We start from the raw sequence: 20,816 nt of genomic DNA, 5'->3' as shown, positions 1-20,816 counted from the left end.
CAAAAATGGAGTGGAAATTAAAACAGATGAAGGTAAGCTCATAATAAAAGGCATTAAAAAGTGAAGGCATTTATATATCTCGAATTATCGTTTTCAACGAGGCAGTGCGATAAATCCCTCTTCCAGTCCATGAACCTCAATACCTTCCGGCATAGCCTCCCCAACAGTTATCTGGCGAGACACGGCCTGACGTTTTAAATCCGGGCGCCAATTTACTATTAATTGTCCATTGCTATCATGAGTTAGTGCTGCTTCTGGTACAATTATTCCCTGTTCATTGCGATAAATAACAATATTGACTCTGGCACTCATACCGGGTCTGATGGGATAACCCTGGCTCATGGGTGAAGTCACTTTAATCACAACATCATAATAAATCGCCGATCCTAGTTTATCCGTACTCACGCTTTGCATGGCAATGGTTTCAATTTCTCCATCCAGAAGGTGATCAGAAAATCCTTCCCCACTAATTTTTACTGTCAGTCCTTCTTTGAGTTTGGCGAGATCGGCTTCTTCAACCTGCGCCAATACCTGATATTGTACTGTGTCCATAATTTCCAGTAAGGGCATTCCTTCGGTAACGCGAACTCCTGTCTGAATAGTTAAGAGCTTCCCACTTTCTCCCTGTTTGGTCCTAAGTGCGACCCCCGAAAATGGCGCTTTAATTTCTTTATGTAAGTATTGTTCCTGTAATGCCTGATAGCGGCTCGTTGCATTCTGAAGCTCCATCTTTGCGACATTTAAATTATTAAAACTTCCTTTTTGTCTAATGGATTTAAGATCGTCCTGTGCTGAAGCGAGTTCCATTAGTTGTCGGCGATGCTGCTGTTGGAGGGCTTCCACTTCCATTCGTGGAATGATACCTCGTGAAAAAAGAGCCTGTGTTTTTGCGAGATTATTTTTCAATTCCATAACTGTATGATTCGTATTTTCAACGTTTCTTCTGGCTCGGATGACTTCCTGACTGTTTTCCCAGTCATGCAATTGGTCAACAACAGATGAGGCCTTAATCATCTCAACTTGCGCTTGCCGAAGCTCAATATCAAGCTTTCGGGTATCAAGTGTGACTAATGTCTGGCCAGCGTTCACCCACTGTCCTTCTTTGATCAAGACTTGTTTGATAATTGCATCAAACGGAGCGGGTATGGTTTCAAGACGTCCAGATTGCAGATTACCTACCAAACCTAGTCGTTTTTCTATAAGACCATGTTTTACTTCAATCCACTGCACTGATTCCTGAGCGGGCGGTGGTTCTGAAAACAAAGAGCCTGAGGACAAATTCCCTGAGGACAAAAAGACAAAAAAACAGGCCATCATTGCAAATATGCCAGCTATGACCCATCGATAACGTTTAATCATTGAGCGTTATCTCCCAACTTTCTAGTGTGGTTCCAAGAGTTTGATCCAGTTCAGCCTGAGAGTTGAGGTACTGGATAAGTGTATTCAGACGTGCATTTTCGGCATTTCTTAGGTCAGTTTCAAAACTCAGAACCTGAAAGTTGCTGGATCGTCCGGCCTGTAATTTTTCCTGTTCAATTTCGAGTTTCTTTTGAGAAAGTAAACTGGCTTTTATCGCTAACTGATATTCCTGCCAGCGTGATTCTGTATCACGGATGACTTTGGTTACTGCTTGTTCCAGATTTATTTTTGCCTCCTCCAAGTGTAATTCCTGCTTCTGAACGTTTACTCTGGCCTGAACTTCCGTTTGTTTCTGTGTCATATCACCTATTGGAATATCCAGTTGTATACCCACAAAATTTTCCCAGTTTCGGGTTTCAGGAGATGATGAGCGATTCTGGGATGCACCTCCGACCAGAGATAAATCCCAGAGCCGATTATTTCGGGCCTGCAATAATTGAATATCTGCAACTCTTGCTGTAAGTAACCGGATAAGATAACCCGGCTGCTGAGCCTGTGCTTTTTTAATTGATTGTTCAATATTCAGGCTTACGTGAGTTCCTTTTAGCGTATCTGTAGCATAGATGGGAGTTTTGAGGTTTAGAGCGAGTAACTTAAGCAATGCCAGCTTCGTGGCATGCACATTGTTTTCAGCCTCTTTTGCCGAAAGCTCCTGCATGGCGAGATCAGCCTGCATTTGTATTATATCTGTCTGGGCCATTCTGCCTGCATTAATCAACTCTTTGTTGATCTCCACTAATTTCTGCATACGCTTAAGGGAAGCGGCAGATAATGATTGTTGCTCCTGAGCACGGAGTAACGCATGGTAGGTCAGAATAATTTGCGTGATTGAATCGGAAATAGTCGCTTTTAAATTTAGCCGATTGGTTTGTTCCCGGAGTTTAGCCAGTAAGATCGGAGCATTATTAACATCGAATCCTGCTCCTCGTAAAAGAGGCTGTATCACAGTAATACTGGCACCGTCATTGTGAAAGTTGTTTATCCCCAATTTAGTGTTATCACGAGTCCAGGAAAGCGTGAAACGCGTTCCCAGAGGAGTAAGTAATGTGGCATTAGGAGAAAGGTTAGTTTTCCTAAAATTTGAATCCTGATTTTTACCCGTAATGTAACTCCCACTCAGCTGTAGCTTTGGTGTGAATCGATCTTCTGCCACCCGTAAATCAAATTTCTGAGCGATACGATCCAGGTAAACACTGCGGATCGCATAGTTATTCCTTAAGCCAAGCCATATCGCATCGCTCAACGACAGGCCTATAACCTCTCTTGAGGTTTTCCCCTGTAGACTGTAATCAGGTTCTGATAAAGTTAATTGTTCCTGTTCAGATGCAGGGCTTCCTGTTCGAGGAAAAAGGAAAAACAAGGTCAAAGATCCATAAAGGAAATATTTTTTAATCATCACGTAATGCCTGTACAGGTTCCATCTGTGAGGCTTTATGTGCGGGATAGAAGCCAGAGATAAGTCCCGCTACAATTGAACTACCTATCCCTAAAGGAATAGATAAAGGGGCTAACGAAAATGACCAGCCAGAATAAAGTACGAAAAGAAAGGAGACGATGACACCTGCCAGTGCACCAAGGATTGCACCGGCAAAAGTCAATGCTGCCGCTTCATACAAAAAAAGACATCGGATATCATGGGGTCTTGCGCCTAAAGCCATACGTAACCCAATCTCTTTTCGTCGGGTCGAAACGTTCATAAGCATAACATTTGAAATTGCAATACCGCCGGTGAGTAGCGAAATGCCTGCCAACCCGATCAGCATGAAAGAAAAGGTTTTGCTTTGATCTGCCATTCCTTCCAGTAATTTCTTAAGTATCTGGACATCAATTTCAACCTCTGGAAACTTACGCTTGAGCAACGCCAATAAATCCTTTGCATCAGTTTCTGTGGTCGCGGTTGTTATAGTACGAGCGATGATGCCGTTCAGATCAGTATTGGGTGATATTTTACGCATGGCATTGATAGGAACAATCACCACCGAATCCAAAGAAAAAGGAAAGATGGGATTTCGCCCTTGTGTATTAAAAATACCAATCACAGTGTATAAATAATTGCCAATCTGAATCTGACTGCCAAGTACACGGGATGCGTCTCCTTGACCAAGGGAAACGGCCACTTCATTGCCAATGACCAGGTGAGAAGAGTGCTGGTCATAATCAGAAATGAAGCGGCCATGACGAAGTTGTAATTGCATGACTTTCTCAAGCTCCGCAGAGGAGCCTATCACGGTAAATGTTTCTGTTTTCCCGCTATAGCGCCCGGAAGAAGGAAAATAGATCCACGGTGCTGCTGAAGATAAACCAGGAATAGCCGTTGTCAGGTCGGCCATTTTAATTGACGCACTACCAACCCCATGATTATAGGAGTTCAGATTTGCTGTAATGATGTTGATATCAAGCCCGCTGAACATTTTCAATACAGAAAGTGTGGCGTTATGCCCGGTATTAACAAATGCCACAACAGACGCACAACCAATAGCAATACCTGATAAAGCAAGCAGGGTACTTCTCCCCGTTGCCATTAAGTTACGCCAGGCTTCTCTCCATATCATTAATACCGACATGCCATAGTTGCCGGATCGGCTATTATCATGCATGAATTGCCATACCTCTGGTTTCATGCAATTGACCATCAATGATACGTAATTCACGCTGCATATGGTTCGCAACCACAGGGTCATGCGTTATTACGACCAGCGTCATCGCTTTGTCTGTATGAAGAGAAGAAAGTAACAATAAAATTTCTTCTGCCGTTTGTTGATCCAAGTTACCGGTAGGTTCATCAGCCAGCAGTAACGAGGGTTCTCCTACCAATGCTCTGGCGAGAGCCACTCGTTGTCGCTGTCCGCCGGATAAATCTGCCGGGTAATGAACGGCACGATGTAAAAGGCCAACCAAATGCAGTTTTTCTCTGGCTATTTTATAGGCCTTTGAGGCTGGGATACCACGGTAAAAGAGCGGCAGAGCGACGTTCTCTGTGGCAGTCATTCCAGCTAATAAATGAAAACTTTGAAAAACAAAGCCAATTTCTTTATTACGCATCCTGGCACGAAGGTCAGCGTTTGCTGTTGACATGTCAATGCCACAAAGAAAATACTCCCCGGAGGTTGGTTTATCCAACAAACCGAGAATATTCAGTAAGGTACTTTTACCTGACCCCGATATTCCAACAATAGCGCAACTCTGACCGGCAAAAATTTGTGCCGTGATATTTTTCAGAACCGGTGTTTGGCTTTCTCCACCATGTTGATAAACACGGGTTAACTGTTGCATACTGATAACAGGTGATATTGGTACTGTAGACTGAATATAATTTATAAGATCCATTATTTTTTATAATTTCTCCACTTTTTTAATATCTATATTTATCAGAAGCAATAGCCTTTTTATTAAAACAACCAAATTTTTCTAACACTAATGAGTTAATGATTCAATAATATCCTAATCTATTTGAATCCATATAATAACAGTGAATCAAATTTCAATTATAAATAACTTTCTTTATGTAATTGATAGCATCATCATGACTTGTTATAAATCACAATAATAGAAGTTAGGTTTATAATCCAGAATGAAATATATAGATGGTTTCTAAATTTTAAAATTGTAGGTCATCTAGTAGTGATTTAGATTTAGTATGTGTTATGGCAAGCGATACATTTAAGTTGAAAATTTAAAAATTATTAAAGGAGAATTGTTATGTTCAAGAAATTATTAACAGCTGGGGCATTAGCAGCAGCATTAATCGCAGGGATTGGGACTGCATCGGCAGATGGAAGGACATATTATTGTGAAGGGACAGGAATTACTGATAAACTTATTGTGGGAGATAGTATGTGGGTTGTTAATCCTTATAGAAATTTTGCAAACGTATTTAAATATAATGGGAGCACTTGGTATTTTAAAGGTAGTATTAAAAATTGTGGCAACGGAATATGGGCTGGTCACTATAGACGTTAATAAGTAAATAAGGTAAAAAAAGATAAAGCCTTACCGAAAAACCTCTTAATTATAGGCTTTCAGAACACTAGCAAACCTCGTTAAAATAACGGGGTTTTACGTAATTATATCCTCTGCTTTTTTTATCAACCTGTTGTAACTCCCTTTCATAATATCGGTTCAAATTCTAATTTGAAATAAAAATATACGCAATTTCTAAATTTTGAAATGGCAAAACCATCTGATGATGATTTATATTTAGCGCACATTATCAAATATGATTTTATAAGTGATAAATTCAAATCGTAAGCTGCAACATTGTTGAAGGAATGTTTTATGTTTAAGAAATTATTAATAGGCGGAGCATTGGCCGTAAGTATTACCTTAACTGACGGTATTGGGACTGCATCGGCAAGCGTAGATATTCCCTGGATCAATTGTTACTCTTCTCCTGAAGAATACAATAATGGCATATATACTAAATATCTTGTTAAAGAGGGTATTGTTTTTCTTGATGTACGTCATGAAAATGGAATTAAATGGTATTTAAAAGGATTTAAAAAATTATATGTCTGTGGAATGAATGTTTATGTTGGTAAATATGAAGGTGTAAAGTAATAGAAAAATCTCCTTATTACACCTCCCTAATAAGCCTCATTTAAATAATGGGGTTTTAATTTCATTATGGGTAATAATATCCCGTTATATAGTTTCTAAAATTTCAGCAATGATCAGACAGAAAACAACGAACCACCGTTGACTAGTCCTGTCTCTTGATCAGATCTTCAGATCAACAGACTTAGCAAGCCACTGACGAAATCTGTTATTTTAGATTTGTGTCTGGAAATGGTCGAAAGTTGGGACGATATCCCCGGTATCACCGAACGCCGCGAATTTGCTGTATTACTATTAAATAAGGATAAACAAACAGCCGATACCTCAGAGCCAGAGCCAGATTATACCGTACTCTATGATAAGGCCCAACAAACACTTTTGCGGCTGGCAAAAGGGGGTTACCGCAGCGAGGCTGTGGGTATCGTGGCTAAATTCGGGGCTAAAAAACTGGGTGATATCCCTCAAGAGAAATTAGCTGAAGTTCTAAAATTAGCCGAAGATGCTTGGGTGGAGGAATAGTCATGCCGGAGGCACATGCAAAACTATCACCCTCAGCAGCACATCGTTGGCTACGCTGTCACGGCAGCCTGGCGATGGAAGCAGGATTTCCAAACACTGAATCACCGTTCGCACTGAAGGGAACAGCCGTCCATACCCTCGCTGCAAATGTCCTGCGTAATCGCCAAGACCCAACACTGGCGGGCGAGCCATTCACAATGGGGCAAACTACCGCCGAATATCTGGGGCAAAACGTCCTGCTTAAACCTGACACACCGTGCGTTAATGGGGAAATGGTGGAGGCAGTAGGTGAATATGTCGAAACGGTGTGGTCACTGGCTCAGAGCAATGAATTGCTGATTGAACAGCGCGTCGATTTTTCCGAGGTGATCGGCGTTGAAAATTCTTTCGGTACGGCTGACGCTATCATTATCAAGGGTAGTGAGCTGCAAGTACATGACCTGAAGTATATCCGAGGCGTAAAAGTGGACACCGAGGCAAATGAGCAACTAATGTTATATGCGCCCGGTGCCCTGAATCATATGCGGTTTAATTTCCGCGATGGCGATGATAAACCCGATTATGACGGTTACGCAGGTTGTATGTTTATTTCTGCCAATAATAAAGCGCGCCCTTTGGTTATTGACCGTGACCGCACTCCACTTACCGCACAAGATGGCCGCCCGTATTCCGGCTGTTACGTGAACGCGACTATCAGTATTTTCGCCTACGAAAACAACGGCAAAGGCATATCCGCATCCCTGTCTGGCGTTCAGTTCCTGAGAGACGGTGACGCATTCGCGGGCGGCGGTATTGCCTCTGTGGATGATTTTGACGATATCAGCGAAGGGGCTGACGCGGAAGCCGACGTTTTGGTTATGTATTCAATATGTGTATTCTGGTTTTATAAAGTCAATTTTAATGCCGAATAAAGCCAGTAGAATAAGACGATTGAACTAATCGAATGCTATCATGTGTATTGCTAGATCAACAGATTGAATACTTGACCCACCAGAGTCTTTGATGGTAGCTCCTGTCATCATGTTGTAGTGGCCAATTTGACCTGCTTTACCGAAGATGTTTTGAAAGACACGAAGATATGCTTCATTGGTTTGCTCACCATGGTTGATATACAGGTCGTCATGAATTGAGTGAGAGCCATCGTTGACCCAGGAAAATAGAGATTGGCAAATCAACTTGTCACGCCCTTCGAAGAGTGTACAGATTTCATCTTTACTCATTCCACCCCACATAGTGAAGTAGTTTTCCAATATGCGGCGTAATGTATTTTGCAGGCTGATACTAGAAATGTTTTTTGATTTCACATTTTCCCATAGAAGTTCATAGGATGAACGGATTGGATTAGTTTCATAACGCTCAACAACTGAACCATGCTGTAGCTTTTTGACCAGCCAGAAACTTTCCTCATTGAGTACTCCATCGGCTGGTCTGCTCCTATTAAAGCTGATCTCTTTGTGAAAATAGACATTATGAGTCAGTATAAATATCTGTTTGATCGAAGAGCTCTGGTTTCTTGCCTCATCCATCACACTTTTCATAAGACTGCTGACGATATAGAGAATATCGCTGTCTAACGAAGATATGGGATCATCAAACACAACTACCCGATTTGTTGTAATGCCTGAGGGGGATTGAGCCCCTTTGATGAGGTAGTAAAAGTACAAAAAAGTGATAAACGTTTTTTCTCCTTCACTCAGTGAACGGCCTGCATCCTCACCGTTTGCACGAATTATTCGATAGTGACAGTCTTCGTCGGCCTTAGCGATAGAAAAGGAATGGAAACCGAATTTCTGTAGTAGATCGTTGATTGCTGAAATAGTTGGTTGAATAGATGTAGTTTGTTTTTCCAGCTCTTTTACTTGATTTTGCAGACCTTGAAGCTGTATTTTCTCTTCCCTCAGGCTTTTTTCCATGCCTTGAATGGTTCTTGTCAGGCGATCCTTAGCTTGATGATATTGCTGCAAGTCGTCGGCTAATTCATTTAATACATAACGCCAGACTTGAGAAGTTAATGTCTGTTTCTCAGTTGTAATATTAGCCAAAGTTTGGTTATGACGGGTTGTCGCTTCATTGGCTTCTATCACCAAGGCCTGCAACTGTGTGATCAGGGGTTGAACTGATTCCAGTTCCATTTTTCGGCTTGGTTCATCAAGCTTGTTTACCAGTTTGGATTGATTGACTTTCAGTCGTTCAACAAGCACCTGGGATTCTGCATTAAACAGATCTATATTTAGGAACGGGTTATTAATTTCCACATTGCGCTGTATGGCAGCTGTTAATCGGTCGCTTGCCTTCTGGTAGTTCGTTTGCAACTCCTTTAGCGATTGTATGTCGTTGTCATAGGCTTCGCTAAAGAATGCCGCGAGATTATTAGAGAAATGATCATCCGTTGGCTGCTGGCAGAAAGGGCATGTCCCCGGGTTCTGCTCGTGATACTTACGACCTTGTTTTACCCAATCACTGTTACCCAGACGGTTGATGAGAGCTGCAATTTCAATGTCCTGACTCCCGACAATCACTTTTTGCAGTAATAGATTTCCCTCAATGATGACAAGATCATCGGCTAACAAATTTTCAAGCAGTGTGGTACATTCAATGCTATCTGAAAAAATAGTCTGTGCTTTTTGTTTCAGCTCTTCCAGCATGAGTAATTCAGCCTTATTCGATGCCTGCTCAGCTAACACCTTTACTTTAAAATTCTCGGCGTTTTTTCGTAGCCTACTGAATGCAGTCTGAAAATAGGAGTCATGTAGTTGTTTCTGCTTCCAACATTTATCACGCAGTGCAGGTTCGAGGTCTTCGAGTTCTTTGCGTTTACCGGGGTGTTCATCCGAACCATCTAATTGGATATTAAGGCTTGATATTCGGTCAGTTACTTTAGCTATTTCAGGCTGTAAACGAGCGATTTCGCGCTCAGCTTCAATCTGATTTTCACCCAAGGTAAAAACACCCTGTAGAGGACCATCCTGATTAAAGTTTCGATCAACGAAATCCCGGTTATACACCATCCGCTCAAGCTCTATGCCACTTTTCCATTGCAGTTGGCAATGCTCATGGCCATGCGCTTGAGCAATCACACGACTAATGGTCGTCTTACCTGTACCGTTTGCACCAAAAATATAATTGATGCGGCGGAGATCACTGAGCCTTGCAGGATTCTGGTAGGTAGCTAGCGGTAAATTGATTTGGATTTCGCCGATCATGTCCTCTCCTCAGAGTTCGCCTGAAAAGGCTTTTTTTTCTGATCGATAAGAAATTGTTGCTGGTAGCCTCGTTGTCTTCGCATTAGTTTTCAATCAACGTTGCTACCTTTTCTGAAATAACTTCGTATTCCTTTTGCTCATTGATAGGTACAATAGGAATCGGCATTACCTTGATCATTAAAATGTTTTAATCCATCTATTATCAGATTAAAGATGAAATAATACAACTATGGGTTGTATAAAAAGCAGACTTTGTTGGTAGTGCCAACAAAGTCTAAAAAATCATCTTTTATTCAGTATATTATAAATATTAATTAATGTTACTTCCGGCGTTTCTTAGCAAAATCATACGGCGTGATATGTTTTTCGCGGTTGGCATCCAGATAATCGGCCCACCACTGCACCATCAGTCTCCGTTCATCCAGATGTTTAGACGTGTGAATATAGGCAGCTCTGACATTTTTTCTTTCCACATGGCTTAACTGTCGTTCAATGGCATCATCGTTCCATAATCCTGATTCTCCCATTGCACCACGAGCCATTGTTCGGAACCCATGCCCACAAACATCGGTTTTGGTGTCGTATCCCATGCCCCGAAGGGCATTATTAACCGTGCTTTCACTCATGACCTTTTGTGGATCGTGATCGTTAGGGAACATGACTTCACAGTCACCGCTCAGTTCGCGTAATGACTTGAACAGAGTAACAGCCTAGCGACTCAACGGCACAATATGCTCCGTTTTCATTTTCATGCCTCGTTCGGAAAACTTAACGCCTTCAATGGATTTTCTTGTAGCCGGGATTTTCCAGACTGCATTTTCAATGTCGAGTTCTTCCCAACGCGCAAATCTCAATTCACTGGAACGGACGAACGTTAATACAGTCAGCTCCACCGCGATACGGGTGATTAAGCGTCCACGATAGCGAGAAAGTCGGCTCAAAAATTCAGGTAAACGTTCGTGGGGTAAGGCTGGGTGATGTTTAGATTTAACAGTAGAAAGTGCACCAGCCATATCATTAGCCGGATTGGAATCAAGGATATCATTCTGAACGGCATAACGCATGATGGAAGTGACACGTTGCTGTAATCGCTGGGCAATATCATGTTTTCCATCAGCATCAACGGTTTTGATCGGCGCTAACAGTTGGCTTGTCCGTAAAGTGGAAATATCCAGCCTGCCAATATGCGGGAATATATAATGTTCAAGGCTGCGTAGAATGCGGTTGCCGTGATCTTCGCTCCAGCGTTTGTTGCTGGCGTGCCAGTCACGGGCGACTTTTTCAAAGGTATGTTTTCCCTTTACTCCAGCATGTGCGTCTTTTTTCTCGGCTTTGGGATCAATACCCTGAGCAATCAGCTTTTTTGCTTCATCTCGTTTGGTGCGAGCATCAGCTAAAGAGATGGCCGGATAGACACCGAACGCCAGTCGGTCTTCTTTTTTATCAGTGGGGCGGTAGTACTTCATGCGCCAGTACTTCGAGCCACGTGTCGTGACTTCTAAATAGAGACCACCACCATCGGTGAGTTTGTAGGTTTTTTCTTTGGGTTTTGCTGTTTCAATTTGTCGTGCGTTTAATTTCATTATAAGGGGCACATTTAAAATAGAAGTGTAGGTGCCCCTGATTATGCCCCGCCGTGCATGTTGATTGCAATAGACTAGAGTAGACCTAAAAAGAAAACGCCTGATTGATTTATCAGGTATTTCTAGGAGTTAGTTTACTAGTGTAGACGTTAGTAAACTTATATTTGGTGCCCAGGGCGGGACTTGAACCCGCACAACCTAAAGGTCGAGGGATTTTAAAAATTTTATGTGTTACTTACAAAACAGTAACTTACTGAAAAATATCAAGTTAATATTTACTAATGTATATAAATATAAATTAATGTGTATTTACGTCGCCACTTTTTTTGGAGTTTTTAGTTTTTTTTGAGTTTGTCGTAAGGGTTGAGTGTGACTGCTGCATCCAGATGATCTGGAGCGAAGTGTGCGTAACGCATCGTCATCATAATAGTAGTATGACCCAATATTTGTTGTAGTACCAAAATGTTCCCGCCATTCATCATAAAATGTGATGCAAACGTATGTCTGAGAACGTGTGTGCGCTGCCCGGTAGGTAAATCAATAGCTGCTTTTTTTAATGCCCCTTCAAATGCGTCATAGCAATTTGAAAATAACGCCCCACGCCTTTTAGGCAGCAACTCATACAAATCTTTCGAAATAGGGACGGTTCTGTTTTTATTACCTTTGGTTTGAGTAAAGGTAACTTTATAAGGCATCACCTGAGATTGAGATAATGATTGCGCTTCTCCCCATCTTGCCCCAGTAGCAAGGCAAAGGCGAACGACATAACCCAAGTCTTTATTTTTCGATTCATCGCAGGCAGCAAGCAGGCGCTTTATATCTTCGTCATAAAGAAAAGCTAACTCTTGATCGCCTTCTTTAAACTGGCGAACGCCATCAAGAGGATTGCTACCTTCCCATTCACCCAGTCTTTTTAACTCTGAAAAAACGGAATGCAGGTAAGATTGTTCTCGGTTAACGGTTGCTTGTTTTGGAGCGGCTTTGCCTTTTGCATTCCACTTTCCGTTAAGGCGGTGCTCGCGATAAACCGCGAACATATTTTTATCAAACTCGGTCACATAGGGATCACCTAATCGCAAGCAGATTGCATCCAGTTTAGATTTTCGTGAGTGACCCGAATTGAGCGTTTTACCGTGCATTTCATACCAGCGTTCAACGAGGTTACTTAATTTAATAGCCTGTTTTACGCTATCCGGTGAGACGTTTTTGGGGAATAGCTTTCTCTCAAAAGCCATAGCCTCGCCTTTGGTTGCGAACTGCTTTCTTATGCGAGTACCAGTTTTACCATTGGGGTAGCATTCGCAAATCCATTTACCAGAAGATAATTTTCTAACGGTCATAGGTTATTTTATTGCTCATTTTTTGAAAGTTAATTAAACGGCCAATAACGCGGTTGACCATATGGAAAAACAAAATAGGAAATAAATATTTACAGCCTTAATTAATAAATATATACCAACTAAGGACTGTAGTTATTTATTCCCTATGCTTTCGATATGTCTTTTGTATGCAAAATCATGGCTAACTTCTGGTAACTTTAAGCGCGACGCCTCATTCATGGCGCGATAGTTTTCTATTATTTCCTGTTCCTCTGCCGATATATTTATAGGATTAAGTCTGTTCCCTGTAATAATGTAAAGTGTATCAATTCCGTGTTTTGCTAATGCCTGTAAATACAACCCACCCAGAGGAATTTCGTCACGTTCATAACAGATTTGCTGAATAAGCGAATACCCGACCAAACTTGCAAACTCAGTCTGGCTTAATCCTAAGTGTTCACGTTTTTCTTTTATTCTACTTCCCATTGTGCTCATTAAAGTGTCTCCGACATATTTGGATGTGTATAAACTAACGATGCAAAAACAACCAGCTAGCGGTTGTTAATGTAACATTACGACACAAGAGAAATATATTCACAGATCACAATTACGTATTGTTATTATTTAATTAGTTAATTAAACCGTAGTTAACTATGTAAACGGTTAAAATTTGAATAATTATACATTTTTGACCTGTTTATTAGGTGTTGATTGCGCAAAAGCTGATCCTACCGCTCTCATGTTTGCGCGCGATTCTTCACTCATGGCACGATAGTGTTCAATTAATTTTTGTTCTTCTTGTGATATTTCTGGTTGAGTGGAACGTACACCAGTTATGATATATAAAATATCCATTCCTAACTCAGACAATTTCTTTAAGTACTTGGTACTTGGAATCAGGAGATTTTTGATCATTTTCATAGTTCCCTTGTGTATTTTTATGTATCCCTCCTATATCAGCCAACTCAGATTGAGTAAGTTTAAAGTTCATCCTTTCTTCACGTAGCCTAGAGCCAGTGGTACACATTTTTTTAATTTCCTTATTTATAATTAACTATTTGCTTTCTTATCAGGCGTTGCTTGTGCAAAAGCAGAACCTACTGCCCGCATGTTTGCGCGCGATTCATCACTCATAGCGCGATAGTGTTCGATCAGTGCTTGTTCTTCCATCGATATCTTTCCCTGTATAATGCGCTGCCCAGTCAGAATAAACATCACATCTGCGCCTATTTCGCTAAATTTTGAAAAAAAAGATGCTTTGGGTTCAGTTTTTCCTGCTTCATAGTCGCAATACGTTCTGAACGCGACTCCACACATCTTTGCTACTTCACTTTGGGTTAAACCTAATTTCTCTCTTTCTGTTCTTAGACGATCACAGATTTGCATTTTTTCGCAATTCCTTGTTGACACATTGCAGTTTTCTGCAAATAATAGACATATTCATAACTTAACGGATCACAATATAACATTATGTCACACGATAAACATGTTCGATTGTCACGATTGCCGAGAGGCGTAGCCTCTGGAAAACAAGTTGTAATACGGTTGTCCTTAGAAGAGAACGAAGAGTTGGAAGCCTTGTCACTCAAAGAAAGCCGCTCTAAAGCAAGTTTAGCTCGGATTTATTATTTGGCTGGGAAAAAATCTTCCCAAGTTCAGGTGGAATAGGTAGCTAATGAAAAACATCATTATCAATTATTACGTTGTTTCACCTTACGTTTCGATTGGTAGATATGCTGAGCTTAGTGGTATCCCTGAAAACACTTGCCGTGGCATGGTTAACAAAGGCGAGATAATCATCCGGCCAAAGAAAGGGGCTAAGGATAAAATTCAAGTCAACCTGATCGCCATGCTGCAAGATGCAATCGAAAATAGTTGAAGTACTTAACCATACTGTAAAGGTGATGCAATGGCGAATACTGAACCGTGCCGCGCGGTATCACAGACCGTTGATGAAAGAATTGACGGCATGAATCATACCGCTAAAGCCCATGCCATTATTTTTAAACTGTCTAAAAAAGTGGCGAGTTAAACAGCCAGCTGGCTGATTTTATCGACATGATGCGCGATCGCAATAATAACCAAATCCGAAATAATGAGCGGGTATTGCATTTAATATTCCATTTGGCGGGTTTTGATAAATCGCAATTTAATAACAAACTTAAAGACTTCACGGTTGAAGAGCAGCGTTCATTAATTTCTGCCATTCATCAATTTAAAGCGGTCGCGGGTTTGTTGCCGAATAAACTGATAATGCCTGAATTAATATCGCATTAATTTATCGATTTAATTTAATTGCTTTTATGTGCCAACGCACAGGGTTTCTTATTATCTAAAAAAAGGAAATCGAAAAATGAATATACCCGACCCTATCTTTACCCCTGCTGAAATAAACACCGATGACCATGCGGTCATTATTGAACGCTGCATCAAACAAAATCGTGAAGATGAAAGACGTGTCAGGGCAGATGGTCACGCTTCGCGCCTGCGTCACTTCGCCATGATTGCGAAACGGGATCGCTTAGATTGCGATGCCATTGTCAGCCTGCTGGAAAGCGAGGCCAGTGAAATAGAGCGTCAGGTGCAAGAGTGGAACTATGTTTGATGTCGATATTGATTACGCCTGCCAACAGGCTGAGGAAATACTGGCGCGTAAAATTGCACAGCATGTAAACCGTCCCGTAGGTATTTCAGCATTTGAATGTGAAGACTGCGGCGAACCAATTATTGAAATACGCCGTATTCAGGTTCTTGGTTGTTCCCGCTGTGTGGATTGTCAGGCTGATTTTGAATTAATTAATAAACATTATCGGAGTTAATAAAATGAATAAAGGCACGGTACGTACAATACGTAATTTAGGAATAAGAAGTGTTGATTTTAACGTTATAAGTAGTGGTGATAAAAAAGCTGTATTTAGAATGAATGACCATGAATATAAAAAAGGTGATTTTCTTGGATTGTATGAAGTTGATGATAAAGACAATTTAACTGATGATTTTATTATCGTAAAAGTGACTGACGTCGGGTTATGTATTCAATGTGTGTATTCTGGTTTTATAAAGTCAATTTTAATGCCGAACAAAGCCAGTAGAATAAGACGATTGAACTAATCGAATGCTATCGTGTGTATTGCTAGATCAACAGATTGAATACTTGACCCTGACGTCGAAGTCATTGATAGCGATTTGTATCCGCATATCGGTGGGGAATTTGTTTTGCTTTCGTTTGAATTATCTTCTCTGAATTGTGTGCTTGCATGAGTCTTGTAGAAAAAGCAAAACAAAACAGCGGCGCACAATCCAAACCGCGCCGCCAATACAGTAAATTTCAGCCAGAGATGCCACAGATAGCAACTCTGGCTGAACGCATTATGTGGGAAGTTAATCCCGACGATTACACATGGTGTCACCAGTACTTTGGACACCTGCCGGATTCGTTGGCGGTTTACTTCGTCAATCGTTATGCCAACCTCTTCAAGTCAGGTCGCGACGGTCGTCGCCGGGCTAATATGTTTTTGCGCCAGTTTAGCAAGAATGTATTACCCCGGTTCAATCTGGTCAGCGAGCAATATCAATTCCAAAGCCTGGTCGTGGGTGCTGCACCTTTTCCTTTCATTGAGCAACTTGACCGCCTTTCTACATTAGGCCGTAAAGAGATCAAACTATTGGCGCACGGTGTGGCGCGGTATATGACTGACAGTTACGAACATTTCGTTAATCATTCAGCGACTCCAGACAATGAGCAGGCAGCCCGTCAAAGGTTAATTTATATCTATACCCGATTGGCAAAATTGACCCAGCAGATTGGGACAACCGCACCTTATTCACAGCAATTCACCAAAGGGAGGGAGTTACCAACCGAAGATCAGTTATGCGCCAGTTTACTGCGCATGATGTCCGATCAATGGTGGTATGCCCGCTTAAAGCGCATGCGTGATATTCGTGCTGAACATATGGCCATTGCCGTGGGTCAGGTACAAAAAGCGGCTTCATCCTATGTCTCACGCAAGACCTTGCAGGAATGGACAGAACAGAAGCGCCGCAACTGGGAATTCCTGCAAGAGTTTGAGTTGGAAAATGAAGAAGGTGAGCGGGTTTCACTAAGCGATAAGGTCTTGGGCAGTATTGCTAACCCTGCTGTTCGTCGCTGTGAACTGATGGTTCGTCAGCGTGGCTTTGAAGATTTAGCCAATGAAATGGGTTGTGTCGGTGATTTTTATACGATCACTGCCCCGTCTAAATACCATTCGGCACACAGCGGTGGCGGTTTTGTGAAGAACTGGAACGGCGCAAGCCCACGGGATACGCAAAAGTATCTGTGTGGTGTCTGGGCAAAAATTCGGGCGGCGTATTCCCGTGCGGGGATCAGTGTGTTCGGTTTTCGTGTGGTAGAGCCTCATCATGACGGGACACCACACTGGCATCTATTGCTATTTATGCAGCCTGAGCATGTCGAAGAAATGCGGGAAATTGTTCGGAAGTATGCGACTCAGGAAGATGCCCACGAGTTAAACAGTGAAGCGGCACGCAATGCCCGTTTTCTGGTGAAGCCGATTGATCCCAAGAAGGGCAGTGCAACAGGCTATATCGCCAAATACATTTCAAAGAACATTGATGGCTACGCGCTGGATGGCGAAATAGATAACGAGACAGGGGGAAACCTCAAGGATATGTCTCGTTCGGTTTCTGCCTGGGCGAGCCGCTGGCGCATCCGTCAGTTCCAGCAAATTGGCGGTGCTCCGGTTTCTGTCTGGCGTGAGCTGCGTCGCTTGAGAGGTGATGAGCAGATTTTACCTGATGAGGATATGGATAACGTTCGCTTTGCGGCCGATGTTGGCAACTGGTCAGCCTATATTGAATGTCAGGGTGGGCCACTGGTTGCCCGTAAAGATCTTACAGTCCGCCTTGCATACGAAGTGACTGAACAAGGCAATGTCTACGGTGAAGATGTTCAGCGTATTTCTGGTATTTACTCGCCCCGTCTGGGCGAGTGCTCTTCTTTTATTACCCGTACTGTGAAGTGGAAGATTGTGCCGAAATCCAGCCCGCTGGCTGCGGACAAGGGTTTGGGTTTTGACCCTGTTTTTTCTTCCCCTTGGAGTTCGTCCAGCTCTACCGCATTTTTATCGTTGCGTTCACTGAGCAAGGCAATACGGCGGTTGACCGCCTCAATCACACTTTCATGGCTGAGCATGTCCGCCCAGTGCCATTTTTCCGCCCAGTAGTAAACAATCCGCCGATTGGGCAGATTCAGTTCACCGGCAATTTCAGCCGGGGTATAGCGGCGCAGGTACAGCGACTTCGCCACGTTAATTAATTCATCAGAATATTTCGCCATGCTTCCTTTTCCTGACTATCCTTTATTTCTCAGCCCTCATTATGCCGGGCTAATTTCCGCCTTACGCCCCGCCAACTTCGGTTCAATTCGGTTATGCGCCATATCCGAATTCATTCGCATTGCGCCTGTCGCAGCATTTTTTTGGATCCGCAATACTGTGGGGGAAGCAAACGAAAGGAATGCGATATGTCTCAGTTAATGACGAACTGGATATGTATTGCCATGGAGGGCGACACGGTTGATGGCCGGGCAATTGAACCACAATGGATCTTGGAAGCCGCCGAACTCTACGACCCTCAACTGTATACCGCCCGAATCTGGCCGGAACACGAACGCTGGTTCGGGGCGATGGGGGAAGTGCTCGCGGTCAAGGCCGAACGCGGGGAAGACGGAGCTTTGCGTCTCTATGCGCAACTGCGACCCAATCACCGCTTGTTGGATGCCAACCGGGACGGGCAACTGCTGTTTACCTCCGTAGAATTTACCCTTAGCGGTAATTTTCGCGGGACAGGCAAAACCTATCTGGAAGGACTGGCAGTTACTGATTCGCCAGCGAGTGTAGGTACAACACGCCTACAGTTTAGTAAAAACAAAAATCCTCATCGGTCAGGCGCGTATAAGCCACTGGTGATTGACGAAGTTAAAGATATTAAGGAAAGCAAGATGGCAAAGGCCAAAAAAGGATGGAGAAGCTTTTTTAACGTGGAAGAGCCGGAAGAAACCCCTGCCGAAACCACGGGTAACGATGCGTTGCAGGCAATTGCTGAGGCGTTGGCCGAGATGGATAAGCGAATAACCGCCGTCGAAAGCAAGCTGGAATCCACTGAACAGACCGTGGAAGAAGTACAGGAAGATGTCGAAACCGTTAAAGAGGTGGTGGATACCGAAGATTTTGCCTGCCTGCGCGATAACTTGCAGAAGATTGTGAAAAACTTCGGCAAGCTGGATACGCTGGCAACCCGTGTGCCGTCACGTAATCCGAAAGGCAATAAAAACGCCCGTTTTAAATTCCTATAACCGCGAAGGGAAGAACTATGCAATTAAATCAACGGGCACGGGAGTTTTTACAAAACTACTCTGCGGGATTGGCTGAATCTTATGGCGTTGAGAAAACCTCACGTTACTTCGCACTGACTGACCCAAAAGAAACCGCCCTGCGCAGTGCGCTGCTGGAGGCGGTCGAGTTACTCAGTATGATTACCTGTGCCGATGTGGATCAGCTTTCCGGGCAGGTGGTGTCGGTCGGTAATCCGGGATTGTTTACCGGGCGTAAGAAAGATGGCCGCTTTATGCGTGCTACGGGTGTCGATGGTAATGAATACAAACTGAGAGAAACCGATTCCGGTGCAGCCCTGAAATGGAACACCCTGTCTATCTGGGCTAACTCCGGCAATGAACAGGAGTTTTTCCAGCGTATGCAGGCGTTTATCAATGAGTCGTTTGCGCTGGATATGCTGCGTGTCGGTTTTAACGGTCAGCGAGCGGCTGAGACCACTGACCCGGACGCGTATCCAAACGGGGAAGATGTGAACAAAGGCTGGCACCAGATTGCCAAAGAGTGGGACGGTGGCAAGCAGGTGATCACCCGTGCTGTGATATTGGATGAACACGGCGATTTTAACTCACTGGATGCGATGGCTTCCGACCTGATTAACACCTGCATTCCACAGCAATACCGTCATGATCCGCGTTTAACGGTGCTGGTTGGTGCGGATTTGGTTGCCGCCGAACAGTACCGGCTTTATCAGGCAGCGGATAGACCGACTGAAAAAATTGCGGCACAGATGCTGGGCAGTTCTATCGCCGGGCGTCCGGCCATGGTGCCGCCCTTTATGCCGGGTAAGCGTATGGTGGTGACGATGTTGCCGAACCTGCAAATTCTGACTCAGCGCAATACCCGTCAGCGTAAAACGGAATTTGCGGACGATCGTAAGCAGTTCGAAAACAAATACCTGCGCAACGAAGGTTATGCACTGGAAACGCCAGAGTTGTATGCGGCTTATGATGAAAACGCCGTGAAGATTGGTGCGGTGGCGGAACCGGCTGAAAAACTGGGTACAGACTAATGTTGTCACCTGCTCAACGCCACCGGGCAGAGGTTGCACTTCGCCAGAAACTGGAACGGCAGCAAGCGGTTGCCATTGCCGATGGCGCCAGTATGCACCTGCAAGCCCGTACCATTGAGCAGGATGTGAAGCGGCTGCGCCAGCTCACACTGACGGCAGAAAAGGTCGAAATGAAGCGGCAGGAACTGCTGCCCAATTATTTACCCACGGCACAACGCTATCTGGATGAAGGCGAGGTGTACTGTAACCCGATTTTCGCCTACTGCGTGATTTGGTTATTTGATATCGGGGAGTTCTCACAGGGACTGGACTGGGCGGATATCGCCATTGAGCAGGGACAGCTCACCCCCGACCATTTTCGCAGTAACTTTCCGGCGTTCGTGGCCGACACCGTGTTGCTCTGGGCACAACGGGAAGCGGAAGCCGGGAACCCCGTCGAACCCTATTTTTCAAGGACATTTCACAATGTCACCGAGAAATGGAAAGTTCACGAGAAAATCAAGGCGAAGTACTACAAATTCGCGGCGTTAAGCCTGTTAAGAGGGGATAACGCCGACATTAAGGCAAGTAGCGTGGACAGTCTGGATGTGCTGGCACAGGCCGATAGCTGGCTGGCAAAGGCCCATCAGTGCAACCCGAAATCCGGGGTGAAAACCTATCGGCAACGGATTGCCGCCCGTCTGCGGGCACTGACAAACGAAACGCTTAACCTTAATCAATAACGACTACCGCAAGCCGGAGCGGGCGCGGTGGAGGCAAAGCCATCAGGCATTTGGCCGTGGAAACCGGACAGCCCGCTTTTTCTTCAGGGAGGA

25 protein-coding genes and 2 pseudogenes are annotated in these 20,816 nt (G+C 43.6%); 15 read left to right on the top strand and 12 right to left on the bottom strand.

Features of this window, described 5'->3' with window-relative positions; translation table 11 throughout:
• Window positions 1-93: 93 nt before the first annotated feature.
• The 4 genes from BM135_RS08350 to BM135_RS08335 are packed head-to-tail and all read right to left on the bottom strand — an operon-like array spanning window position 94 to window position 4,746.
• Window positions 94-1,359 (bottom strand): HlyD family secretion protein, encoded by a 1,266-nt coding sequence (locus BM135_RS08350; RefSeq protein ID WP_092519302.1) that lies wholly within the window; start codon window positions 1,357-1,359, stop codon window positions 94-96.
• Complete coding sequence (locus BM135_RS08345) at window positions 1,352-2,815, bottom strand: TolC family protein (RefSeq protein WP_092519301.1); 1,464 nt, start codon at window positions 2,813-2,815, stop codon at window positions 1,352-1,354. Before BM135_RS08345 ends, BM135_RS08350 begins: the two co-directional genes overlap by 8 nt.
• The gene (locus BM135_RS08340) at window positions 2,808-4,040 is read right to left on the bottom strand and encodes an ABC transporter permease (RefSeq protein ID WP_245737335.1); all 1,233 of its coding nucleotides are present in this window, start codon (window positions 4,038-4,040) and stop codon (window positions 2,808-2,810) included. The genes BM135_RS08345 and BM135_RS08340 overlap by 8 nt, the downstream gene beginning before the upstream one ends.
• Window positions 4,009-4,746: an ABC transporter ATP-binding protein gene (locus tag BM135_RS08335; protein WP_092519299.1), complete on the bottom strand. Its 738-nt coding sequence runs from the start codon at window positions 4,744-4,746 to the stop codon at window positions 4,009-4,011. The genes BM135_RS08340 and BM135_RS08335 overlap by 32 nt, the downstream gene beginning before the upstream one ends.
• Window positions 4,747-5,118: 372 nt before the next feature.
• On the opposite strand from BM135_RS08335, the gene BM135_RS08330 reads away from it, so the two are divergent.
• The 4 genes from BM135_RS08330 (at window position 5,119) to BM135_RS17675 (ending at window position 7,403) form a co-directional block, all read left to right on the top strand.
• A complete protein-coding gene (locus tag BM135_RS08330) occupies window positions 5,119-5,379 on the top strand; it encodes an LCI fold-containing protein (protein WP_092519298.1) in 261 nt (86 codons plus the stop codon).
• Between the two features lie 315 nt (window positions 5,380-5,694).
• Window positions 5,695-5,976 (top strand): hypothetical protein, encoded by a 282-nt coding sequence (locus tag BM135_RS08325; RefSeq protein ID WP_092519297.1) that lies wholly within the window; start codon window positions 5,695-5,697, stop codon window positions 5,974-5,976.
• Between the two features lie 228 nt (window positions 5,977-6,204).
• Window positions 6,205-6,492, top strand: a complete 288-nt coding sequence (locus BM135_RS08320) for a hypothetical protein (protein ID WP_092519296.1) — start codon at window positions 6,205-6,207, stop codon at window positions 6,490-6,492.
• 2 nt (window positions 6,493-6,494) lie between these two features.
• The gene (locus tag BM135_RS17675; RefSeq protein WP_092519295.1) at window positions 6,495-7,403 is read left to right on the top strand and encodes an ssDNA-binding protein; all 909 of its coding nucleotides are present in this window, start codon (window positions 6,495-6,497) and stop codon (window positions 7,401-7,403) included.
• Between the two features lie 24 nt (window positions 7,404-7,427).
• Here the strand turns inward: BM135_RS17675 and BM135_RS08310 are convergent, their stop codons facing one another.
• The 7 genes and pseudogenes from BM135_RS08310 to BM135_RS08290 all read right to left on the bottom strand — a co-directional run bounded on the left by BM135_RS08310 (window position 7,428) and on the right by BM135_RS08290 (window position 13,983).
• A complete protein-coding gene (locus BM135_RS08310) occupies window positions 7,428-9,695 on the bottom strand; it encodes an AAA family ATPase (protein ID WP_092519294.1) in 2,268 nt (755 codons plus the stop codon).
• 320 nt (window positions 9,696-10,015) lie between these two features.
• Window positions 10,016-11,278, bottom strand: a pseudogene (locus BM135_RS08305) (tyrosine-type recombinase/integrase).
• 335 nt (window positions 11,279-11,613) lie between these two features.
• Window positions 11,614-12,618 (bottom strand): phage integrase, encoded by a 1,005-nt coding sequence (locus BM135_RS08300; RefSeq protein ID WP_092519293.1) that lies wholly within the window; start codon window positions 12,616-12,618, stop codon window positions 11,614-11,616.
• Between the two features lie 132 nt (window positions 12,619-12,750).
• On the bottom strand, window positions 12,751-13,092 hold the full coding sequence (locus BM135_RS08295; protein ID WP_092519292.1) for a helix-turn-helix domain-containing protein: 342 nt from the start codon (window positions 13,090-13,092) through the stop codon (window positions 12,751-12,753).
• Window positions 13,093-13,275: 183 nt separating this feature from the next.
• A complete protein-coding gene (locus BM135_RS16940) occupies window positions 13,276-13,518 on the bottom strand; it encodes a hypothetical protein (protein ID WP_175486027.1) in 243 nt (80 codons plus the stop codon).
• Window positions 13,460-13,588, bottom strand: a complete 129-nt coding sequence (locus tag BM135_RS17930; protein WP_422646117.1) for a hypothetical protein — start codon at window positions 13,586-13,588, stop codon at window positions 13,460-13,462. Before BM135_RS17930 ends, BM135_RS16940 begins: the two co-directional genes overlap by 59 nt.
• Before the next feature lie 59 nt (window positions 13,589-13,647).
• Window positions 13,648-13,983, bottom strand: a complete 336-nt coding sequence (locus BM135_RS08290) for a helix-turn-helix domain-containing protein (RefSeq protein ID WP_092519291.1) — start codon at window positions 13,981-13,983, stop codon at window positions 13,648-13,650.
• Between the two features lie 84 nt (window positions 13,984-14,067).
• Between BM135_RS08290 and BM135_RS08285 the strand changes: the two genes are divergently transcribed.
• The 8 genes from BM135_RS08285 to BM135_RS08260 all read left to right on the top strand — a co-directional run bounded on the left by BM135_RS08285 (window position 14,068) and on the right by BM135_RS08260 (window position 17,822).
• Window positions 14,068-14,265, top strand: coding sequence for a hypothetical protein (locus BM135_RS08285; protein WP_092519290.1), 198 nt, complete (start codon window positions 14,068-14,070; stop codon window positions 14,263-14,265).
• A 7-nt stretch (window positions 14,266-14,272) separates the two neighbouring features.
• Entirely contained in the window at window positions 14,273-14,476 is a 204-nt protein-coding gene (locus tag BM135_RS08280) for a DNA-binding protein (RefSeq protein WP_092519289.1), read from the top strand.
• 30 nt (window positions 14,477-14,506) lie between these two features.
• The gene (locus BM135_RS17185) at window positions 14,507-14,629 is read left to right on the top strand and encodes a DUF5347 domain-containing protein (RefSeq protein ID WP_217644292.1); all 123 of its coding nucleotides are present in this window, start codon (window positions 14,507-14,509) and stop codon (window positions 14,627-14,629) included.
• An 8-nt stretch (window positions 14,630-14,637) separates the two neighbouring features.
• A complete protein-coding gene (locus BM135_RS16605; protein WP_281244125.1) occupies window positions 14,638-14,874 on the top strand; it encodes a DUF5347 family protein in 237 nt (78 codons plus the stop codon).
• Between the two features lie 76 nt (window positions 14,875-14,950).
• On the top strand, window positions 14,951-15,202 hold the full coding sequence (locus BM135_RS08275; RefSeq protein WP_069317857.1) for a DUF2732 family protein: 252 nt from the start codon (window positions 14,951-14,953) through the stop codon (window positions 15,200-15,202).
• Window positions 15,195-15,416, top strand: coding sequence for a TraR/DksA family transcriptional regulator (locus tag BM135_RS08270; protein WP_092519288.1), 222 nt, complete (start codon window positions 15,195-15,197; stop codon window positions 15,414-15,416). Before BM135_RS08275 ends, BM135_RS08270 begins: the two co-directional genes overlap by 8 nt.
• A gap of 4 nt (window positions 15,417-15,420) precedes the next feature.
• Window positions 15,421-15,708, top strand: a complete 288-nt coding sequence (locus tag BM135_RS08265; protein WP_092519287.1) for a DUF3850 domain-containing protein — start codon at window positions 15,421-15,423, stop codon at window positions 15,706-15,708.
• A gap of 146 nt (window positions 15,709-15,854) precedes the next feature.
• A complete protein-coding gene (locus BM135_RS08260; RefSeq protein ID WP_245737334.1) occupies window positions 15,855-17,822 on the top strand; it encodes a replication endonuclease in 1,968 nt (655 codons plus the stop codon).
• Here BM135_RS08260 and BM135_RS17370 read toward each other — a convergent pair.
• A pseudogene (locus tag BM135_RS17370) lies at window positions 17,807-17,935 on the bottom strand (terminase gpP N-terminus-related DNA-binding protein); the annotation flags it as partial. The gene BM135_RS08260 and the pseudogene BM135_RS17370 sit on opposite strands and share 16 nt — an antisense overlap.
• Before the next feature lie 186 nt (window positions 17,936-18,121).
• Between BM135_RS17370 and BM135_RS08250 the strand changes: the two are divergent.
• From BM135_RS08250 to gpM, 3 genes are read left to right on the top strand one after another with little or no spacing between them, the layout of a single operon-like run.
• Window positions 18,122-18,952: a GPO family capsid scaffolding protein gene (locus BM135_RS08250; RefSeq protein WP_092519286.1), complete on the top strand. Its 831-nt coding sequence runs from the start codon at window positions 18,122-18,124 to the stop codon at window positions 18,950-18,952.
• 17 nt (window positions 18,953-18,969) lie between these two features.
• Window positions 18,970-20,001 (top strand): phage major capsid protein, P2 family, encoded by a 1,032-nt coding sequence (locus tag BM135_RS08245; RefSeq protein WP_092519285.1) that lies wholly within the window; start codon window positions 18,970-18,972, stop codon window positions 19,999-20,001.
• The gene (gpM, locus tag BM135_RS08240) at window positions 20,001-20,723 is read left to right on the top strand and encodes a phage terminase small subunit (protein ID WP_092519284.1); all 723 of its coding nucleotides are present in this window, start codon (window positions 20,001-20,003) and stop codon (window positions 20,721-20,723) included. Before BM135_RS08245 ends, gpM begins: the two co-directional genes overlap by 1 nt.
• Window positions 20,724-20,816 lie beyond the last annotated feature (93 nt).

Origin of the sequence: Xenorhabdus japonica, assembly GCF_900115195.1 — a bacterium.
Lineage (GTDB): Bacteria > Pseudomonadota > Gammaproteobacteria > Enterobacterales > Enterobacteriaceae > Xenorhabdus > Xenorhabdus japonica.
This window is presented reverse-complemented; position numbering and strand designations above follow the sequence as displayed.

What these genes read in the sequence shown, in the direction of transcription:
- BM135_RS08350 (WP_092519302.1), bottom strand. Translation starts at nt 1,359, where the DNA reads ATGATTAAACGTTATCGATGGGTCATAGCTGGCATATTTGCAATGATG.
- BM135_RS08345 (WP_092519301.1), bottom strand. Translation starts at nt 2,815, where the DNA reads ATGATTAAAAAATATTTCCTTTATGGATCTTTGACCTTGTTTTTCCTT.
- BM135_RS08340 (WP_245737335.1), bottom strand. Translation starts at nt 4,040, where the DNA reads ATGAAACCAGAGGTATGGCAATTCATGCATGATAATAGCCGATCCGGC.
- BM135_RS08335 (WP_092519299.1), bottom strand. Translation starts at nt 4,746, where the DNA reads ATGGATCTTATAAATTATATTCAGTCTACAGTACCAATATCACCTGTT.
- BM135_RS08330 (WP_092519298.1), top strand. Translation starts at nt 5,119, where the DNA reads ATGTTCAAGAAATTATTAACAGCTGGGGCATTAGCAGCAGCATTAATC.
- BM135_RS08325 (WP_092519297.1), top strand. Translation starts at nt 5,695, where the DNA reads ATGTTTAAGAAATTATTAATAGGCGGAGCATTGGCCGTAAGTATTACC.
- BM135_RS08320 (WP_092519296.1), top strand. Translation starts at nt 6,205, where the DNA reads ATGGTCGAAAGTTGGGACGATATCCCCGGTATCACCGAACGCCGCGAA.
- BM135_RS17675 (WP_092519295.1), top strand. Translation starts at nt 6,495, where the DNA reads ATGCCGGAGGCACATGCAAAACTATCACCCTCAGCAGCACATCGTTGG.
- BM135_RS08310 (WP_092519294.1), bottom strand. Translation starts at nt 9,695, where the DNA reads ATGATCGGCGAAATCCAAATCAATTTACCGCTAGCTACCTACCAGAAT.
- BM135_RS08300 (WP_092519293.1), bottom strand. Translation starts at nt 12,618, where the DNA reads ATGACCGTTAGAAAATTATCTTCTGGTAAATGGATTTGCGAATGCTAC.
- BM135_RS08295 (WP_092519292.1), bottom strand. Translation starts at nt 13,092, where the DNA reads ATGAGCACAATGGGAAGTAGAATAAAAGAAAAACGTGAACACTTAGGA.
- BM135_RS16940 (WP_175486027.1), bottom strand. Translation starts at nt 13,518, where the DNA reads ATGAAAATGATCAAAAATCTCCTGATTCCAAGTACCAAGTACTTAAAG.
- BM135_RS17930 (WP_422646117.1), bottom strand. Translation starts at nt 13,588, where the DNA reads ATGAACTTTAAACTTACTCAATCTGAGTTGGCTGATATAGGAGGGATA.
- BM135_RS08290 (WP_092519291.1), bottom strand. Translation starts at nt 13,983, where the DNA reads ATGCAAATCTGTGATCGTCTAAGAACAGAAAGAGAGAAATTAGGTTTA.
- BM135_RS08285 (WP_092519290.1), top strand. Translation starts at nt 14,068, where the DNA reads ATGTCACACGATAAACATGTTCGATTGTCACGATTGCCGAGAGGCGTA.
- BM135_RS08280 (WP_092519289.1), top strand. Translation starts at nt 14,273, where the DNA reads ATGAAAAACATCATTATCAATTATTACGTTGTTTCACCTTACGTTTCG.
- BM135_RS17185 (WP_217644292.1), top strand. Translation starts at nt 14,507, where the DNA reads ATGGCGAATACTGAACCGTGCCGCGCGGTATCACAGACCGTTGATGAA.
- BM135_RS08275 (WP_069317857.1), top strand. Translation starts at nt 14,951, where the DNA reads ATGAATATACCCGACCCTATCTTTACCCCTGCTGAAATAAACACCGAT.
- BM135_RS08270 (WP_092519288.1), top strand. Translation starts at nt 15,195, where the DNA reads ATGTTTGATGTCGATATTGATTACGCCTGCCAACAGGCTGAGGAAATA.
- BM135_RS08265 (WP_092519287.1), top strand. Translation starts at nt 15,421, where the DNA reads ATGAATAAAGGCACGGTACGTACAATACGTAATTTAGGAATAAGAAGT.
- BM135_RS08260 (WP_245737334.1), top strand. Translation starts at nt 15,855, where the DNA reads ATGAGTCTTGTAGAAAAAGCAAAACAAAACAGCGGCGCACAATCCAAA.
- BM135_RS08250 (WP_092519286.1), top strand. Translation starts at nt 18,122, where the DNA reads ATGTCTCAGTTAATGACGAACTGGATATGTATTGCCATGGAGGGCGAC.
- BM135_RS08245 (WP_092519285.1), top strand. Translation starts at nt 18,970, where the DNA reads ATGCAATTAAATCAACGGGCACGGGAGTTTTTACAAAACTACTCTGCG.
- gpM (WP_092519284.1), top strand. Translation starts at nt 20,001, where the DNA reads ATGTTGTCACCTGCTCAACGCCACCGGGCAGAGGTTGCACTTCGCCAG.